The organism is Thermus brockianus (assembly GCF_001880325.1).
Taxonomy (GTDB): domain Bacteria; phylum Deinococcota; class Deinococci; order Deinococcales; family Thermaceae; genus Thermus; species Thermus brockianus.
The window spans coordinates 310,705-328,061 of record NZ_CP016312.1 but is presented as its reverse complement, the minus strand read 5'-3'; the positions used below and the strand labels follow the sequence as shown (position 1 = coordinate 328,061).

17 protein-coding genes, 1 tRNA gene, 1 pseudogene and 1 riboswitch are annotated in these 17,357 nt (G+C 68.1%); of the genes and pseudogenes, 10 read left to right on the top strand and 9 right to left on the bottom strand.

What is annotated here, in order from left to right; translation table 11 throughout:
- Window positions 1–4 precede the first annotated feature (4 nt).
- Window positions 5–334 carry a hypothetical protein gene (locus A0O31_RS01675; RefSeq protein ID WP_071676400.1) on the top strand — a complete coding sequence of 110 codons (330 nt, stop codon included), beginning with the start codon at window positions 5–7 and terminating at the stop codon, window positions 332–334.
- A gap of 444 nt (window positions 335–778) precedes the next feature.
- Here the strand turns inward: A0O31_RS01675 and A0O31_RS01670 are convergent, their stop codons facing one another.
- From A0O31_RS01670 to A0O31_RS01650, 5 genes are all read right to left on the bottom strand, one after another.
- The gene (locus A0O31_RS01670; protein WP_152024384.1) at window positions 779–1,804 is read right to left on the bottom strand and encodes an ABC transporter ATP-binding protein; all 1,026 of its coding nucleotides are present in this window, start codon (window positions 1,802–1,804) and stop codon (window positions 779–781) included.
- Window positions 1,774–2,451 carry a molybdate ABC transporter permease subunit gene (gene modB, locus A0O31_RS01665; protein WP_071676399.1) on the bottom strand — a complete coding sequence of 226 codons (678 nt, stop codon included), beginning with the start codon at window positions 2,449–2,451 and terminating at the stop codon, window positions 1,774–1,776. The genes A0O31_RS01670 and modB overlap by 31 nt, the downstream gene beginning before the upstream one ends.
- Window positions 2,452–3,315, bottom strand: coding sequence for a molybdate ABC transporter substrate-binding protein (modA, locus tag A0O31_RS01660; protein WP_071677889.1), 864 nt, complete (start codon window positions 3,313–3,315; stop codon window positions 2,452–2,454).
- Window positions 3,307–3,431: riboswitch (molybdenum cofactor riboswitch) on the bottom strand. (Overlaps the previous gene by 9 nt.)
- Window positions 3,432–4,049 carry a uracil-DNA glycosylase gene (locus tag A0O31_RS01655; RefSeq protein WP_071676398.1) on the bottom strand — a complete coding sequence of 206 codons (618 nt, stop codon included), beginning with the start codon at window positions 4,047–4,049 and terminating at the stop codon, window positions 3,432–3,434.
- Complete coding sequence (locus A0O31_RS01650) at window positions 4,046–4,414, bottom strand: hypothetical protein (protein ID WP_039458950.1); 369 nt, start codon at window positions 4,412–4,414, stop codon at window positions 4,046–4,048. The genes A0O31_RS01655 and A0O31_RS01650 overlap by 4 nt, the downstream gene beginning before the upstream one ends.
- 82 nt (window positions 4,415–4,496) lie before the next feature.
- Here A0O31_RS01650 and A0O31_RS12850 point away from each other — a divergent pair, with 82 nt between their 5' ends.
- The 9 genes and pseudogenes from A0O31_RS12850 to murJ all read left to right on the top strand — a co-directional run bounded on the left by A0O31_RS12850 (window position 4,497) and on the right by murJ (window position 13,454).
- Entirely contained in the window at window positions 4,497–5,561 is a 1,065-nt protein-coding gene (locus A0O31_RS12850) for a hypothetical protein (protein ID WP_071676397.1), read from the top strand.
- A gap of 4 nt (window positions 5,562–5,565) precedes the next feature.
- Entirely contained in the window at window positions 5,566–6,162 is a 597-nt protein-coding gene (locus tag A0O31_RS01640) for a DUF3108 domain-containing protein (RefSeq protein ID WP_071676396.1), read from the top strand.
- A gap of 7 nt (window positions 6,163–6,169) precedes the next feature.
- Window positions 6,170–7,407 (top strand): annotated as a pseudogene (gene hisD / locus A0O31_RS01635) (histidinol dehydrogenase).
- Window positions 7,404–8,201 (top strand): ABC transporter substrate-binding protein, encoded by a 798-nt coding sequence (locus A0O31_RS01630; RefSeq protein ID WP_028493169.1) that lies wholly within the window; start codon window positions 7,404–7,406, stop codon window positions 8,199–8,201. Before hisD ends, A0O31_RS01630 begins: the two are co-directional and overlap by 4 nt.
- A 35-nt stretch (window positions 8,202–8,236) precedes the next feature.
- Window positions 8,237–9,544 (top strand): S8 family peptidase, encoded by a 1,308-nt coding sequence (locus tag A0O31_RS01625; protein WP_028493170.1) that lies wholly within the window; start codon window positions 8,237–8,239, stop codon window positions 9,542–9,544.
- A gap of 35 nt (window positions 9,545–9,579) precedes the next feature.
- A complete protein-coding gene (locus tag A0O31_RS01620) occupies window positions 9,580–10,728 on the top strand; it encodes an LCP family protein (protein WP_028493171.1) in 1,149 nt (382 codons plus the stop codon).
- A gap of 18 nt (window positions 10,729–10,746) precedes the next feature.
- Window positions 10,747–10,834, top strand: a tRNA-Leu gene (locus A0O31_RS01615).
- A 36-nt stretch (window positions 10,835–10,870) separates the two neighbouring features.
- On the top strand, window positions 10,871–11,977 hold the full coding sequence (locus tag A0O31_RS01610; protein WP_071676395.1) for a PDDEXK family nuclease: 1,107 nt from the start codon (window positions 10,871–10,873) through the stop codon (window positions 11,975–11,977).
- A complete protein-coding gene (gene murJ / locus A0O31_RS01605) occupies window positions 11,967–13,454 on the top strand; it encodes a murein biosynthesis integral membrane protein MurJ (protein ID WP_071676394.1) in 1,488 nt (495 codons plus the stop codon). The genes A0O31_RS01610 and murJ overlap by 11 nt, the downstream gene beginning before the upstream one ends.
- Here the strand turns inward: murJ and A0O31_RS01600 are convergent.
- The 4 genes from A0O31_RS01600 to A0O31_RS01585 form a co-directional block, all read right to left on the bottom strand.
- Window positions 13,402–13,719, bottom strand: coding sequence for a hypothetical protein (locus A0O31_RS01600; protein WP_071676393.1), 318 nt, complete (start codon window positions 13,717–13,719; stop codon window positions 13,402–13,404). The two genes, murJ and A0O31_RS01600, sit on opposite strands and share 53 nt — an antisense overlap.
- Before the next feature lie 227 nt (window positions 13,720–13,946).
- Entirely contained in the window at window positions 13,947–15,845 is a 1,899-nt protein-coding gene (locus A0O31_RS01595) for an AMP-binding protein (protein ID WP_071676392.1), read from the bottom strand.
- The gene (locus A0O31_RS01590; RefSeq protein WP_071676391.1) at window positions 15,845–16,675 is read right to left on the bottom strand and encodes a serine/threonine-protein kinase; all 831 of its coding nucleotides are present in this window, start codon (window positions 16,673–16,675) and stop codon (window positions 15,845–15,847) included. Before A0O31_RS01590 ends, A0O31_RS01595 begins: the two co-directional genes overlap by 1 nt.
- Entirely contained in the window at window positions 16,668–17,342 is a 675-nt protein-coding gene (locus tag A0O31_RS01585; protein ID WP_071676390.1) for a metal-dependent hydrolase, read from the bottom strand. Before A0O31_RS01585 ends, A0O31_RS01590 begins: the two co-directional genes overlap by 8 nt.
- Window positions 17,343–17,357: the final 15 nt, after the last annotated feature.

Here is a 17,357-nt window from a genome sequence, read left to right as displayed (position 1 = left end):
TCTCATGACCGGGAAGGGGAGGGGGTTGTTAGCCCTTCTCTACGTCCTCCTGACCCTGGCCGCCTCCACCGGGGTCGCCCTGCAGCTCTACCTCATGCAGGTGCAGAACCCGGGGCTAAGGGCCGACCTCTGCCAGGCCCCCGGGGAAACGGTGGAGGTGGAGCACTCCCCCCTCTGCGGCCTCCAGGTGGCCCCGGGCACCCCGGTGGTGGAAGCGCCCGCCTTGCCCCGCCCCCTCAGGATGGGCTGGGTGCGGCCCCTGGGGGCGCCGGGCTACCCCGCTCCCCTCTCCCAGGCCCTCGTCCCCAGGGCGCCTCCTTTCCCCCAGGCCTAGGCGGGTTTTGGGCCTTAGGACCTTGGGCGGAAAGGAGGGCCAATGCGGGTTGCGGTGTTCACCGATCACCTGGCGCTTTACGCTTTGGTGGCGGAGGCGCTGAGGAAAGCGGGTTGGCAGGTGGTGTGGAAAGGGGAAGAGGGGTTGGTTTTGGCGGATCTGGAGCATCTGGCGAAAGGGGAGGTCATCTTCTGGCCCACCCCTTGGGGCCTGCGGGCCTATGACCCTGGGCGCTACGCTTTCCTCACCCGGCAGGACAGGCCGAGCACCTTGGCAGAGGGGCTTAGGGGCCAGCGGGGCCTTGGCCTTTTGCCGGGGGAAAGGGCGGCGCTTTGGGCCTTGGGCCAGGGAACCAGCCCGGAGGCCAAAGCCCTGGCGGAAGCCTTGGGCCTCCCCTTGCCCCGGGCCCGGTTTTACCTCAAGGGCCTGCGGCGCAAGTTCGGCCTAGACCTCCCGGGCCTCCTCCGCCTCGCCCGGCATCAGGTGCAGGTAGCGGGGCTTCAGGGCCACCCGGATCCGCTCGCCGGGCTGGAGGCGGAGCCTTTCCTGCACGTGCCGAGGGAGGAGGAGTACCAGGGGTATGGGCCCGAGAAAGCGTCCCCGGTAGGCCAGGCCCTGGGGATGGAGGCCTTCTAGCACGCCTTCCAGGACGTTCTCCAGGGGGGGCGGGCGGTCTTCCCGCACCACCATCACCTCCTCCGCCCGCACCCCAAGCCAAGCGCTCCCTCCGGGTTTGGCCCAGGGGGGAAGGGGAAGCCGGAGGAAGACCCCGTTCACCTCCACCCCTCCTTCCCCCACCCGGACCGGGAAGAGGTTTTGGTACCCGAGCAGCCGGGCCACCTCCACCCTCCCGGGGGCGGCCATGACCCTTTCCGGGGGGCCTTCCTGGAGCACCCCTTTCCGCCCCAGCACCACCAGCCAGTCCGCCATCCCCGCCAAGGCGGGGTCGTGGCTCACCGCCAGGGCGGGGAGGCCCTCGCGGCGGATGAGGGCGATGAGTTCCGCCACCACCTGGTCCTTGGTCAGGGGGTCCAGGGCGCTCGTGGGCTCGTCCAGGAGGAGGAGCTCGGGGTTGCGCGCCAGGGCCCGGGCCAGGGCCACCCGCTGTTTCTGCCCGCCCGAGAGGGCGCTAGGGCGCTTGTGGGCGTGCGCCCAAAGCCCCACCCGCTCCAGGAGGGCCATGGCCTTGTCCTTGGCGTCTTTCCCCCTGAGGGGAAAGGCCACGTTTTCCCAGGCCGTCATGTGGGGGAAAAGGGCCAGGTCCTGGGGCAGATAGCCGATGGGCCGCTTCTCCGGGGGAAGGCCCCCGTAGGGGGTGCCTTCGGCGGGGAGGAGGCCCGCCAGGGCCTTGAGGAGGGTGGTCTTGCCCACGCCGCTTTCCCCAAGGAGCAGGGTGAAGCCCTGGATCCGGAAGCGGACCTCCAGGGCAATAGGGCGCCTTATCCGGTAGTGGACCTCCACGCCCGCCACCTCCTTTCCAGGAGCCGCACGAAAACCAGGATGAGGAGGCTGAGGAGGAGGAGGAAAAGGGAAGCCCTGGCCGCCTCGGCGAAGCGCAGGGCCTGGACCAGGTCGTAGAGGTAGATGCTCACCATCTGGGTTTTCCCGGGGATGGACCCCCCTACCATGAGCACCACCCCGAACTCCCCTAAGGTGTGGGCGAAGGCCAGGAGGGTGCCGGAAAGAAGGCCGGGCCAGACCAAAGGGAAGACCACCCGGGCGTAGAGCTTCGCCCGGGGCACCCCCAGGGTGCGGGCCACCTCCAAGAGGTTCCGGTCCAGGCTCAAGAAGGCCTCCCGGTAGGCGGTGAGGGCGAAGGGGAGGCTGAAGAGGACGCTGGCGAAGAGAAGCCCCTCGAGGCGGAAGGCCCAGGAAACCCCGGTTATTCTCGTCCAAAGCCCCTCCGGCCCCAGGAAGAGAAGGAGGTAAAAGCCGAGGACCGTGGGGGGCAGGACGAGGGGGAGGAGGAAGACCGCTTCCAGAAGGGCTTTTCCCGGGAAGTCGCGGAAGGCGAGGAGCCAGGCGAGGGGGGTGCCCAAAAGGAGGAGAAGCCCTGCGCTTAAGGAGGCCACCAGGAGGGAGAGGCGGAGGGCGGTGAAGAACTCGGGTTCGGGCATCTACTCTCCGAGAAGGAAGCCGTGGCGCTTGAGGAGAGCCTTTCCTTCTGGGCTTCCCACGAAGCGGTAGAAGGCCAAGACCTCGGGCCTGGCCCGCCCCTTAAGGATCACGTAGCTCTGCTCCAGGGCCAGGTGGCTTCCCCAAGGGGCCACCCAGTAAACCCCAGTGCGGGAAAGGCTTTCGTGGAGGACCAAGGGCAGGGCGAGAATCCCCGCCCCCGTGGCGGAGAGGGCGAGCTGGGCGGCGTGGGCGATGTTTTCCCCGTAGACGAACCGGAAGCGGGGTTTGCCCTGGGCCAGGGGAGCGGTGTCCCAGTAGGCCTCCACCCCCTGGGTGAGGCGTTCCCAAGGGATCTCCTCCCAGGTGAGGGCCCGGAAGGGCTTGGCGGTGCCGGGCAGGGTCAGGTCCTTGCGCCGAAGGAGGCCGTAGCGCTCCAAAAGGGTGAGGGCGGCCCGGCCGTAGGGCGCATGGACGGGGTTGGCCAGGGCGACCTGGGTAATCCTGGGGTCTTTCAGGGCTTCGGGCTTGGCCTCGAGGCCCAGTTTCCGGTCTAGCCATAGGGCCATGCGGCCTAGGGCGTAGGGGCGGCGGGTGCCGGGCTCCGCCAGGCCCCGCTCCTCCAGGAGCTTGGGGTAGAGGCTTTCCGCCGAGAAGAAGAGGTCCGCCTCGAGGCCCTGGGTGAGCTGGGCGTAGAGCTTCCCCGAGGAGCCAAAGGTGAGGAAAACCCTCGTGCCCGGATGGCGCGCCTCAAAGGTGCGGGCGAGCTCGCCCAGGGCGTAGGTCAGGTCGCTGGCCGCCACCACCCGCACGCTCTGGGCCAGGGCGCCCACCAGGCCAAAGAGGAACCATATCCAAAAGCGCAAGGGAAACCTCCTTTGCCACCGCGGCAGGCGACGGGGTTGCCCCCGCCACCCCGGGGCCCGAAGGCCCGGCCCGGAAGGCCCAGGGGGTCTATCCGGGCTCGGAGGCGGGGAACATTCTATAGCAAGGGCTCCTGGCTCACCGCCTTGATCTGCCGGCGCTCCTTGGGGGGGAGGGCGTCCAGGGCCCGCTTCACCTCCTGGATGTCCAGCCAGGTGAGGTGCTTGGGGCTTCCGGGAGCGCGGCTTGGGTTCCTAAGGAGGTAGGCGGGGTGGAACATGGGGAAGACCCGGATGCCGTGCCACGAGTACCACTGGCCGCGCACCTTGGTGATGGACACCTTTTCCCCCAGGAAAAACTCCGCCGCCACCGCCCCCAGGGGGACGATGATCTGGGGGGCAACGAGCTCAATCTGCTTTAAAAGCCACTTATCCGTGCAGATCTTGGCCTCGTCGGGGAGGGGGGCGCGGTTTCCCGGGGGGCGGCACTTGACGATGTTGGTGATGTAGATGTCCTCCCGGCGGATGCCGGCGGCCTCGAGGATGCGGTTCAGAAGCTGCCCCGCCTTGCCCACGAAGGGGCGGCCCGTCTTGTCCTCCTCCTCCCCCGGGCCTTCCCCCACAATCATGAGCTGGGCGTCGGGGTTCCCCTCGCCGAAGACCACCTGGGTGCGGCCCTCCGCCAGGCGGCAGGCGGTGCAGGCTTGGGCCTGGGCCCTAAGGAGTTCCAGGGTCATTGCAGGGACTTACGGGCCTTGCGGGCTTCCCGGCGGATTTTGGGGTCCAGGCCGATCATGAGGAAGAAGTTTTCCAGGGCGTTTTCCTGGCCCTTGATTTCCGGGTAGGCGTCCTCCGGGGTACCGGTGACGAAGGGCAGGGATTTGTAGAGTTCCAGGGCGTACTGGACCACGGCCTCCGGCCCTTCGGCCTCCGCCACCTCCGCCAGCTTGGCGTAGACCTCGCGGCGCGCCTCGGCGTGGCGGCGGAAGACCTCCGGGTTGGGCGTTTCCGGCGCCCGGAGGACATCCTGCTTGGCGATGCGGCGGTAGTGCTTCAAGCCCCGAACGATTTCCTCCGTGGTCAGCGTGATCTTGAACTCCATCCCCGCTCCTTTCCGGCCAAAGGCCCGACCTTCTTTCGCAGATTATAAGCCTCCTCATGGGGGGGTGCGTATACTTGGGGGGATGGAGGTTTTGGGCGCATATTGGCTAAGGCGGATTCTCGCCCGTATTGGCGCCATTACCGTTTACGAGGGCCAAGATACCCGCACCGGCATGCCGGTGATGGTCATCCAAGGGGCGCAAGGCAAGCCCGTGGAGGGAGAGGGTTTTCTGCCTGTTTTGCAGGTTCTTCCTGAGGCCTGGGTTCTGGAATGGCCCCTGGGGGCGGTGCCCCTCGCCCAGTACCTGGGGGTAGCGGACCCGGAGCGGGCGGCCCACTGGCTTAAGGAGGTGGCGGCCCTCCTCCGCACCCTGAAGGAAAGGGGGGTGACGCTTGCCCCACCCCCGGAGCTCTTCTTGGTGAAGGGCAAGCGCATCTGGCTAGCGGGGGCGGGCATGGAGGCCTTGGTGGGGGAGCCGGAAGGGGCCTTGGTGGCCCTGGCCCGGGCCCTTTTGGGCGAGCGCTACCCCGAGTTTCCCCTAAGGGAAACCCTGGAGCGGCTTGAGCGCAAGGAGGCGGGGCTGGAGGCCCTTTGGGAAGAGGCGGGGCCCACCCCACCCCCCGCGCCCCCACCTGAGCCGGACACCCCGGGCCGCAAGCGCCTTCCCGTGGAGCCCCAAGGGGAAGAGGGGGAGGGGGCATTAGGGGCCAACGGGACGGGAGAAAGCCCGCAAGAGCCCTCCCCAAGCCGCCCTAAGGTCATTCGCATAGAAGAGCCGGACCTTCCCTCCTTCCCCGTGGTGGAGCCTAAGCCTGCCTCCCTTGCTCGTAGGGGAATTCTCCTCCTCGTGCTCGGGGCCTTGGGTCTTCTTGGGGGGGTGCTCCTCCTCCGCCCCCGGGGGAGCGGGGAAGGGGCTTACGTGATGGAGTTCCGCACCGAGCCCCCCACGGAAAAGGCGGAGGTCTTCCTCCTCGAGGCCCCCCCAGGGTCCCGCCTGCCCACAGGCCAGCTCCTCCTGACGGCGCCGGGCCGGGTGGAGTTTGACCAGAAGGGCGTCTACCGCCTGCGCATCCGGGTCCCGGGCCGGGACCCCGTGGACTACCTCCTGGAGGTGCCTGGCCCGCCCCTCACCATCAAGGTACGCTAAGGCCATGACCGAGCGCCCCGCCCTTTACCGCTACCGCTATTTCTTCGCCGGGGAGCCCGCTGGGGAAGGGCGCTTAGAGGTGCGCCCGGCGGATGAGGGGGTGCGGGCCACCCTGACGGCCGAGCTTCTCCTTCCCCTCCCCAAGGTCCGGCTTCGCTGGCAGACGGAAACGGACCCCGAGGGCTTTTCCCGCTACTTCGCCGAACGGGTGGAGGCGCGGGAGGCCAGGGTCTTCACCGTGGAGCGCCTGGAGGAGGAGGGGGTAGTCCTGGTGAGCCAGGGCAAGGAAAGCCTGGCCCTGCCTTACCTCACCCCGTACCACGACCCCCTTTCCCTGGTCCTTTACCTTCCCCGGCTCTCCCTTCTGCCCGGGGAGGTGGCCCGCTTCCCCATGCCGGGGGGCAGGGCGTATGTGGAGCGCCTGGCGGACCTCGAGGCGGAGGGACGGCTTCGCCAGCACTTTCGCCTGCGCCCGGGCCTGAGCCTGGTGCAGCTGGAGGAAGGCTTGCCCGTGCGGATGGCCCAGCAGGTGGGGGACCACGTGTTTGAGGCGGTGCTGGAGGGCGTGGAGGAGCCCCGGAGGCGGCGCCGCTGGGTATAGTGGAGGCATGATCTACCGCGCGGAGGAGGTGAGGGAGCGCTTCGCCCGCCGGGGGCTTTCCTTTGACCCCAAGGTGGAGGAGATTGTCCGGGGCATCCTCCAGGCGGTGCGGGAGGAGGGGGACGAGGCCCTGGACCGCCTGAGCCTGGACCTGGACGGCCACCCCGTGGAGGAGATTCCCAAGCGGGCCTGGCGGGAGGCCTACGAGGACCTGGACGAGGGCCTGCGGGATGCCCTGGAGACCGCCAAGGAGCGCATTGAGGCCTTCTACCGGGAGGAAGCCCGGGGCGGGTTTCTGCGGGCGGAGAGGGGGGGGGTCCTGGGCCAGCTGGTGCGCCCCTTGGAGCGGGTGGGGGTCTATGTGCCCGGGGGAAGCGCCCCCCTCCTTTCCAGCCTCCTCATGAGCGTGGTGCCTGCCAAGGTGGCCGGGGTGGGGGAGGTGGTGGTGGCCAGCCCCCCCCGGGTCCACCCCGGGGTCCTGGCCGCCGCCTGGGTGGCGGGAGCTGACCGCCTCTTCGCCATGGGCGGGGCCCAGGCCATCGCCGCCTTGGCCTACGGCACCCGCCGGGTTCCCCGGGTGGACAAGATCGTGGGGCCGGGGAACGCCTACGTGGTGGCCGCCAAGCGCCAGGTCTTCGGTGCCGTGGGCATAGACGGCCTGGCCGGCCCCACGGAGACCCTGATCGTGGCCGACGGCTCCGCCTCCCCCAGGCTCTTGGCCGCTGACCTCCTGGCCCAGGCGGAGCACGGCCCGGACTCCGAGCCCTGGCTCCTCTCCCCGGACCGGGCCCTTTTGGAGAAGGTGGAGGCGGAGCTCTTCCGCCAGCTCCAGGACCTCCCCGGGGGGAGATTGCCCGGAAGGCCCTGGAGCGGGGTGGGCTGGTGCAGACCCAGGACCTGGAGGAGGCCTTCGCCCTGGCCAACCTCTACGCCCCCGAGCACCTCTGCCTGGCCCTGGCCGACCCCCTTCCCTGGCTGGGCCGGGTGCAGAACGCCGGTGGGGTCTTCCTGGGGGAGGGTAGCCCCGAGGCCCTGGGGGACTACATCGCCGGGCCCAGCCACGTGATGCCCACCTCGGGCACGGCCCGCTTCCAGGGGGGGCTTGCCCTCCGGGACTTCCTCAAGGTCATTCCCGTCATGGGCCTGGCGGAAGGGGCGGTGAGGGAGCTTTCCCGCAAGGGGGCCCTCCTGGCCCGGGCGGAGGGCCTCGAGGCCCACGCCCGCGCCTTGGACCTGCGGTCATGAGGCTCTTCCACGAGCTTCTGGGGCCCCTGGAGCTCCCCGACCGCTTTTTGCGCATCGTCAGCCTGGCTCCCAACCTCACCGACGCCCTCTTCGCCCTGGGGCTGGGGGAGCGGCTGGTGGGCCGGAGCGCCTTCTGCCACCGCCCGGCCCAGGTGCTCTCCCTGCCGGTGGTGGCCTCCTACACCAAGACCCGTACGGAACTCCTCAGGAGCCTGGAGCCGGATTTGGTCCTCCTCTCCACCGGGGTACAGCGGGAGCAGGCGTTAAGGCTTAAGGAGGCGGGCTTCCCCGTCTTCGCCGTGCCCCTGCCCACCAGTCCCTACGGCATCCTGGAGAACCTCTCCACCCTGGGCCACCTCCTGGACCTGGAGGAGCGGGCCTCAGAGCTGGCCCATCAGCTTGCCGGGCGCTACGCCGCCCTCAAGGGACGCTTTGCCCTTAGGGTCTACTTTGAGATGGACCTGGGGGGGCCCATCACCGTGGGGCGGGGAAGCTACATCGCCCAGGCCCTCTTGCACCTGGGCCTGAGGCCCATCTTCCTGGACGTGCCCCAGGCCTACTTCGTCCCCGACCTCTCCGAGGTGGCCCGCCGCAAGCCGGACCTCTTCCTCTACGAGCCCAAGCCCTGGGGCAAAAACCCCCTGGAGAAGGCCCAGGCCCTGGCCCGGGAGCGGGGCTGGGACCTCCCCGTGGTGGCCACGGATGGGGACGAGTTGGCCCACTACGGGCCCATGTTCTTCGGCTTCCTGGAAAAGCTGGCCGGGCGGGTGGCCCAAACCTTAGCCCAGGCTTAAGGTGGCCCCTCTGGGGGAGGGGTATAGTGGACCCCATGAAGCGCTTGGGGTTTTTGGGGTTCTTCTTGGTCTTGCTTCTGGCTGCGGTTTCTTGCTCCCAGCCCCCTCCTTCACCTCCTCCTGCAACCTGCTCGCCACGACCAACTGGCCTCACCGCGCAGGGCGGCTTTTCCGAAAAGGCTCTTCCCCAGGGATACGGGGACTTTTTTTATCCTCACGTTCCAGGGGAGCTACTGGTGCTTTCCCAGGGGCTGACCCCCCAGGGGTTGGTAGCCCGGCTGGGGAATGCGGAGGTCATGGGCATCCTTCCTGGAGGCTTCGTGCATCTTAGGGTATTGCCCGGCTCGGAGAAGCGCCAAGCGCAGGCTCTTTTGCAAGCAGGGGCCAGGTGGGTGCAGCCCAACTATCTGTATTATCCCCTGGCCTTCCCCAACGATCCCCTTTACATTCCTAAACAAAGCGGGCAGCTCAATGGTCTCGTGGGCTTGGAGACTGCATGGGCCCGTACCGTAGGCGACCAGATGCTTAGCATGGCTATCATAGATACTGGCTACCTTGCCCACGTGGACATGGCCGGGAGGTGGTACCTTCCCAGTGCTCAGCTTGACGTTGCTGATGGGGACGCCGACCCCACGGATGATACCCCCAAGGGTAGAGGGCATGGTCTAGCCGTGGCCTCGGTTCTAGGAGCGGTTACCGGCAACGCTCTGGGAATGGCCGGGGTGACCTGGCAGGGGAGAGTTCTCCCTCTGAAAGTAGCCCGATCCCGAGACGGGGAAATAACAACCGCTTATCTGGCCACTGCCGTGAACCGGGCAGTGGATTTAGGGGCTAGGGTGGTTAACCTTTCGGTCGGAGGACCTATCTCCGACCCTGCTCTTGAAAACTCCTTGGCCAGTGCGCGGCAGCAGGGTGTCGTTCTGGTAGCCGCAGTGGGGAATAGCGGAACGGACGGGATTTTTTATCCCGCCGGCTCCCCTTCGGTTATTGCCGTGGGGGCGGTGAACAATACTAAGCAAAAGGCGTACTTCTCCAACTGCGGGCAGGAGCTGGACCTGGTGGCGCCGGGGCAGGGGGTAGTGGCGGCCTTGCCCAACGATGACTATGGTTCTGGGTCCGGTACCTCCTTTGCTGCTCCCGTCGTGAGTGGGGTGGTGGCCCTTTATATGAGCCACTTTAAGGCGCAAAAAGGGTCGTGGCCCACTCCAGATCAGGTCTATGCTTGTCTTGCTGCCGCTGCTGAGGACCTCGGTCCTTCTGGCCACGACACCGGCTACGGTTTCGGCCTGGTGCGGGCCGACCGCATCTTTTCCTCCGCCTACGCCTCCGTCTGCTTCCCCTAATCCGCCTCACCCAGCTGGGGATAAACTGGTGGTTTGTGCGGAGGTTCATCCTCCTTCTCCTCCTGGCCTCTTTGGTGGCCCTGGGCCTTTGGGCCTACCCCCTCGTGGGTCCTGTGGCCCGGCACGGGGCCTTGCCCGCCCCGGAGGGCCTGAAGGCCCCCCTCACCCTCCTGGTCTACGGCTCCAGCCCCGAGTACGTGGGGTACCACAGGCGGGCCCCCGAGCGCTTCCGCGGCCTGGCGGACACCATCCTGCTGGTGCGGCTGGACCCCCTGGCCCAGCGGGTGGTGGTGCTCTCCATCCCCCGGGACGTGTGGGTGGAGCTGCCCGGCCACGGCTGGCACAAGGTGAACGCCGCAAGCCCCCTGGGAGGGCCAGAGCTCATGAAGGAAGCGGTGGCCCGCCTAACCGGCATCCGGGCCGAGCGCTACATGGTGGTGAGCACCGAGGCCCTGAGGAGGGGGGTGGACGCCCTGGGAGGGGTGCGGGTCTGCGTGGATAAGCCCATGCGCTACCGGGACATGGCCGCCGGCCTGGACATCAACCTGGAGCCGGGGTGCCAGGTCCTCAATGGGGAGCAAGCCGAGGGGTACCTGCGCTTCCGCAAGGATGCCCTGGGGGACATCGGGCGGATTCAGCGCCAGCAGGCCTTTTTCCACGCCCTCAAAGAGCAGCTTCTCTCCCCGGCGGGCCTTCTGCGCCTGCCCCGGGTGGTGGCGGCGGTGGAGCCCTATGTGCGGACCGACCTCACCCGGGGGGAGAAGGGGGCCATCCTGGGCTTCGCCATGAAGCGGCCCGGGCTGGTAAGCCTCCTCCTTCCGGGCCGTTTTGCGGGTGGGTGGGCGGTGGACCAGGAGGCCCTCAGGGAGCTCGTGGCCTTCTACTTCACGGGCGAGGGGGGGACGGGGGAGGCGGAGCTTGACGGCCGGCTGGTGGCCCTGGTCTATGGTCCCGGCCAGGAGGCCCTGGCGGAACGGGCCCGGGAGCGGTTGCGCGCCCTGGGGCTCAGGGTACTGGCTCACCCCGTGGACCTGGCGCCCAGCCGCACCGAGGTGCTGGAAAACGGTCCCGGGCGGCTGGCGGAGGCCCTGGCCCAGGAACTTGGGGTTCCCTTCCGTGTATCGGGAGAGGCGATCTTGGGGGCCGACCTCACCCTGCGCCTTGGCGGGGACCTGCCCTTTTAGGTAGCATGGGGGACGTGCGCCGGGGTGGCGGAACGGTAGACGCTGCGGACTTAAAATCCGCTGGGGGGTAGCCCCCGTACGGGTTCGAGTCCCGTCCCCGGCACCAAAGGGCCCCGGAAGCCCCGGGGCTTTTTTCCTTGCTATGCTGGAGGCCGTGGGCGTTATCAGCCGCTATTTGCAAAGCGCCATGGCCCAGGCCCGCTACGACCTCGTGGGCCCCGGCCGCTTTCTGGCCGAGATTCCCGAACTGGGCCTCCGGGTGGAGGCCTCTCACCTGGAGGCGGCACGGGAAGCGCTTCAGGAAGCCCTCGAGGCCTGGCTCCTGGAGGCCTTGCGTACCGGCCTCACCCCTCCCGGGCTGGAGGGGGGTGAGGACCCCGTGCGGGCCCGCTTCTTCGCCCTGGCGGGGGAGATGTGGCGGCTCCTGAGAGAGCCTCCCAGGCCAGTTCCGGAGGCGCCGGAGCCCCAGAAGCCGGAGGCACCAGAACCCCCGAAGGAGAAAGGAGAAGGGGGCAAGCCCCGGAAGCCAGCCTCCCTGGAGGAGTGGCTTAAGGGCCTGGGCATTCAGGTGGTGAAAAAGCCCCAGGCGGAGGAGGAGGAAAAGGAAAAGGTTCTCACCCGCCTGGCCCTCTTCCTGGGGGACCGCTACCCGAGCCTGGAAAAACTCTATGAGCGCCTGAAGCAGAGCCTCTCCACCAAGCGCCAGTTTGAGCTTTCCCTCTCTGAGGCCAGCCAGGAGGAGATCGCCAACTCCACCCAGTTCTGCACCATGCTGAAGCAGTACGCCCTCCTCACCAGCTACCACTACAAAAGCGAGGAGCGGCGTATCCGGGCCAAGGCCAGCACCGAGGGCTGGGTGCAAAACTTCCTCACCGGGGGCTGGCTGGAGCGCTACGTGGCCGAGCGGCTTCGGAAGTTCCTCCGCTCCAAGAACCTGCCCCACGAGGTGGCGGTGGGCTACCAGGTGACCTTGCCGGGCGGGGATGCCATGGAGCTGGACGTGTTGGTGCGGGTGGGGGACCGGGTGTATTGGTTTGAGGCCAAGACGGGGGATTTCCAGGCCCACATCGCCAAGTACGCTGGGCTTAAGAAGGTTCTGGGCCTTTCCGCCCGGGAGAGCTTCCTGGTCCTTCTGGGCATGGACAAGGCGCGGGCCAAGGAGCTTACCGCCCTACACGGCCTCACCGTGGTGAACCAGGCGAACTTCGTGGAGGTCTTCCAGGAGGTTCTGGAGGGCAATGCTCCGTAAGGTCCTCCTGGTCATGGGGGGCACCTTGGCCTCGAGGGTCCTGGGCCTCCTGCGCCAGGCGGTCTTCAACGCCCTTTACCCCGATGCCCTCAAGGACGCCTTCAACGTGGCCTACCGGGTGCCGAACCTCCTCCGGGAGCTCCTGGCCGAGGGGGCGGTGCAAAACGCCCTCATCCCCATCCTCAAAAACCTCCCTCCCTCCGAGGCCCAGGCGTTTGCCCGCCGCTTCGCCGCTTTCCTCCTCGGGGTGAACCTCCTCGTCCTGGGCCTGGGCTACCTCCTCGCCCCCTTCGTGGTGGAGCTCCTGGTGGCGGAGGGAAGCCACCTGAGGGAGGAAGAGGCTTTCCGGCAGGTGGTCTACCTCACCCGGCTCCTCCTCCCCTTTCTCCTGGGCATCTCCATGGCCGCCCTCTTCTCCGCCCTTTTGCAGGCGGAGGAGCGCTTTCTGCCCTACGCCCTAGGCCCCATCGCCTTCAACCTGGCGGCCATCGGCCTCATGGCCCTCTTCCCCGGCGACCCCACCTTCTTGGGCCTCTCCGTGGCCCTTGGGGGGCTTTTGCAGGCCGCCATCCAGCTTCCCTTCCTAAAGGGGCTTCGCCTGGAGTGGCGCTGGCACCCCGCCTTCGCCACGGCCCTTCTCCGCATGGGCCCCTTCGCCTTCACCACCTCCTTGCGGCAGTTTCTGAACCTCGTCCTCACCAACATCCTCACCCGCTACCCCCCGGCGGCGGTCACGGGGTTTTACAACGCCGAGGTGGTCTTCCAGATGGCCCTGGGCCTCCTGGCCACGAGCCCGGCCATCGCCTACTTCCCCCGGATGAGCGCCCTAAAGGGGGAAGAGCTCGCCCGCTTCCTGGAAGCCCCCATCCGCCGCTTCGCCTTGCTCCTTTCCCTGGCGGGGGGCCTTTTGGTGGGCTTGGCCCCCTTCCTGGTGGTCCTCCTCTTCGGCCTCTTCGGCCCCCTTACCCCGGAAAACCGGGCCTATAGCGCCCAGGTCCTCTCCGCCATGGGCCTGGCGGTCCTCCCCTGGGGGGTGAATACCTTCCTGCTCCGGGGCCTCTACGCCCTGGGACGGGTGCGGGAGGCGGTGGGGGCGAGCGCCTTCGTCTTCCTGGCCAACACCCTGGGCTACTGGCTCCTTAGGGACGCGGGCCTTTTCCTCCTCAACCTGGCCACCGCCTTGGCGGGGTGGCTGGGGTTTGCCCTCTACCTCCGGCTCCTCGCCCGGGAGGGGGTGAGGGTTGGCCCTTTGCCCAGCTATCTGGGAAAGGCCTACCTGGCGGGGCTTTCGGCCGCTCTGCCCGGCTTAGGCCTCGAGGCCTGGGCCCCAGGGGAAAGCCCCTTGGCCGCCCTATGGCCCCTGGTCCTGGGCGGGGCGGTGGGGGTTGGGGTGTTCCTCCTGGTGGGCCTCCTGTTGGGCCTACCTATTCGGGAAGCCCTTGCCAGGCTTCTTTCAAGCGGAAATAAGGCGGCTTGAGCCTTAGGGCGAAGGCGGGTTCCTCCCAGGTGGGCCAGGCGAAACGCAAGGGCTTTGCCCCGGCCAGAAGAAGCCCGATGCCCTCTATGGGAATGGGCCCGGGGGCGTACCAGGCCAGGCGGTGGCCCGGGTCGGCCACGAGGAGCATGCCCCAGGGGAGGCGGAGTTCCAAAAGGCCCCCTTCCCCCAGGGCGTAGTCTGCCATGGGGTCCCGCGCCCCTGGGGGGTCCTGGCCCTCCCGAAGGCGCCCAAGCTCGTAGACCACCCTGGGGTAATCGCTGCCCTCCCGGCGGCGGTTAGGCTCCAGGAGGAAGGGGATAGAGGGGCCTTCCCAGTCCGGATAGCCCTCTTCCTCGGAAAGCTCCGTCCAGACCCCTTGGAAGCGGTAGAAGGGGCGGTCCCTACGGAGGCGGTTGGGGTGGAGGAGGGCCCGGTAGAAGGCAGGGGGTGCGGGCCTCCTCCAGGGGATGGGCCAGGCCCAGGAGGAGGAGCTTAACCGCCCCGCGCCGCACGGCGGATGGCTTCCACTGCCTCGGGGTTTTCCAGGGCGGAAAGGTCCCCGGGGTCCTGGCCCAGGTAGGCGGCCCGCACCACCCGGCGCATGACCTTGGCGTTGCGGGTCTTGGGGAGATCGGGGACGAAGAGGACCCTTTCGGGCTTGAGGGGCCTCCCCAAGGCCTCGGCCACCTTTTCCGCCACCGCTTCCGCAAGCTCCGGGTTTGGGGCGATGCCCGGCTTGAGCACGGCGAAGAGGACGATGGCCTCCCCCTTTACAGGGTGAGGCACCCCGATGGCGGCCGCTTCCTTAAGGGCGGGATGGTTGAGGGCCGCCGTCTCCACCTCCGCCGGGCCCACCCGCTTGCCCGCCACCTTCAGGGTATCGTCGCTCCGCCCCAGGATGAAGTAGTGCCCCTCCTCGTCCAGGAGGGCGAAGTCCCCGTGGACCCAAACCCCGGGCACCTTGGCGAAGTAGGTGTCCAGGTACCGGGCCTCGTCCCGCCAGAAGCCCTTGGTCATCCCGGGCCAGGGGGCGAGGACGGCGAGTTCGCCCACCTGGCCCTTCACCGGCCTGCCCGCCTCGTCCAGGATGGCGGCCTTCATGCCGGGCACGGCGGTGTTGAACCCCATGGGCTTGATGGGCCTTAGGAGGACGTTTCCCAGGATGCCCCCCGAGATCTCCGTGCCTCCGGAGTAGTTGACGATGGGCCGCCTTTCCTCCCCCACCGTCCGGAAGAACCAGAGGTAGGGGTCCAGGTTCCAGGGCTCCCCCGTGGAGCCCAAGACCCTTAGGGAGGAGAGGTCGTGGGCCTTGATGGGCGCTTCCCCGAAGGGGATGAGGGCCCGCACCAGGGTGGGGGAGAGGCCCAGGTGGGTGAGGCGGTGGGCCTCCACCATCCGCCAAAGCCTTTCGGGGCCGGGGTAGTCCGGGGCCCCGTCGTAGAGGAAGACCGTGCCCCCGAGGATAAGCCCCCCCAGGATGGCCCAGGGCCCCATCATCCAGCCCAGGTCCGTGAACCAGAAGAGGCGGTCCTCCTCCCGGAGGTCAAAGAGGAGGGCCATGTCCAAGGCGGCCTTTAAGGGGAAGCCGGCGTGGTAGTGCACGGTGCCCTTGGGGCGGCCCGTGGTCCCGGAGGTGTAGATGAGCATGAAGGGGTCCATGCTCTCCATCTCCTCCGGGGGGAGGGCCTCGCCGCCCAGGTGGGCGTAGTCCGCTTCGTTTCCTTCCAGGGGGAGGCCGAGCCGCCGCACCACCAGGAGGCGTTCCGTGCCCGAAAGGGCCAGGGCTTTCCGGGCCTCCGGGAGAAGCTCCACCCTTCTTCCCCGCCGGAGGAAGCCGTCCTGGACGGCGAGGAGCCGGGCTTCGGCGTCCTTCAGGCGGATGGCGGCGGCCTCGGCGGCGTACCCGGAGAAGATGGGGATGGCGATGGCCCCAAGCCAGCTGGTGGCCAGGAGGAGGGTGGCCGCCTCGAGGCCCATGGGCATCCAGAGGCCCACCCGTTCCCCCCGGCCCACCCCAAGCGCCCTAAGCCCCGCCGCCACCCGGGCCACCTCTGCCCGTAGTTCCCCGTAGGTGAGGGCGCGCACCTGGCCATCCTCGGTCTCGTGGAGGAGGGCCAGGCGGTCCTCCGGGTGGCGGAAGACGGCGTCTGCCAGGTTAAGCCTCCCTCCCACGAAGAAGCGGGGGAGGGGGAAGCTCCCTTCCACCACCCTTTCGTAAGGCCTCCGCCACGGGATGCCCAGGTGGGCGAGGAACTGGCGGTAAAAGTCCTCCGCCTCCTCCACGCTGTAGCGGTAGAAGGCCTCGTAGTCCTGGAAGCCCAGGGCCTCCATGAAGCGGTAAAGCCGGGTGTTCTGGGCTTCTTTGGGGTCCGGATACCAGACGGGTTCCATCACTTCCTCCAAAAGAGAAAGCGTTTGGGTTTCTTGGGCTCCTGGGGTTCCGTGGGCGGGCCTTGGGGGTGGCGGAGAACTTCCAAAAACGAACGCAGGTCCAGGCGTTCCGCGGGGTTTTTGGCGAGGAGGCGCCTTAGGGCCCGGTCCAGCCTGGGGGGGAGGTTCGTGGGGGGTGGGGGCAGGAGGAGGTGGGCCTGGCGGAGGTCTTCCAGGGTCTCCCCCTTGAAGGGGCGCCGGCCGGTGAGGAGCTCGTAGGCCATGACGCCGAAGGCGTAGGCCTCGCTCTTGGGGCTGGGCCGGCCACCCAGGAAGAGCTCGGGGGCTAGGTAGTGGGGGCTTCCGGCGTACTCGGGGCTCGGGTCCTCCAAGGGGCGCAGGGTGCCCAGGTCGCCCAGCTTGTAGTGCTCCCCGTCTACGAAGACATTGGAAGGCTTCACGTCTTGGTGCAAAAAGCCCTTCTCGTGCAGGTACAAAAGGGCCTCCCCCACCTCCAAAAGCGCCTTCACCGCCTCTTCCCGGGGCAAGGGCCCTCGGTGGAGGCGTTCCTCCAAGGTGCCCCCTTCCAGGTACTCCAGGGCCAAGAAGGCCTCCTCCCCCAAGGGCACCCCGGCCAGGCCCCGCACCAGGTGGGGGTGCTTGAGGGAGAGGGCAAGGGTCACCTCCCGGGCGAAGCGCTCCGAAAGCCTGGGGTCCTGGCGCACCTCCTTCTTGGGGAGCTTCAGGGCCACCTTCCCCAGGCCGGGGGCCTCCGCCAGGTAGACCTGGGCCGTCTGGCCCAGGCCCAGGAGCATGAGCAGGCGAAAGTCCTTGCGCTTCAGGCTATTCAAGGACCAAGACCCCTCCCGGCTTCAGGGCGTGCCCCTCCACGCCCCGCTCCCTGGCCTTTTGGGCGAAGGCTTCCCCGTCTTGCCGGATGGGGGGGAAGGTGTTGTAGTGGATGGGCACCACCTTCTTGGGTTTAAGGAGGTCCAGGGCCTTCAGGGCGTCCTCGGGCCCCATGGTGAAGTGGTCCCCGATGGGCAAAAAGGCCAGGTCCAGGCCCACCTCGCCCAGGAGGCGCATGTCCGAGAAGAGGGCGGTGTCCCCGGCGTGGTAGATGCGCTTGCCCCCAAGCTCCAGGATGACCCCCATGGGCATTCCCCCGTAGGTGCCGTCGGGGAAGCTGGAGGAGTGCCAGGCGGGGGTCCACTTGAGCCAGCCGCCTTCAAAGCGGTAGGTGCCGCCGATGTTCATGGGGATGCTCTTGGCCCCGTGCTTTTCGGCGTAGGTGGCGATCTCAAAGGTGGAGACCACCACACCCCCCTTCTTGGAAAGGGCCACGGCGTCCCCAAAGTGGTCCCCGTGGGCGTGGGTTATCAGGATAAGGTCGGCCTGGACCTCGGCCACAGAGGCCGCCGCCAGGGGGTTGCCCGTGAGGAAGGGGTCTATGATGACCTTGGTTTTGCCGTCGGAAAGCCAGACCGCCGAGTGGCCCAGGTACCGGATTTCCAGCATAGGCACCTCCTTTAG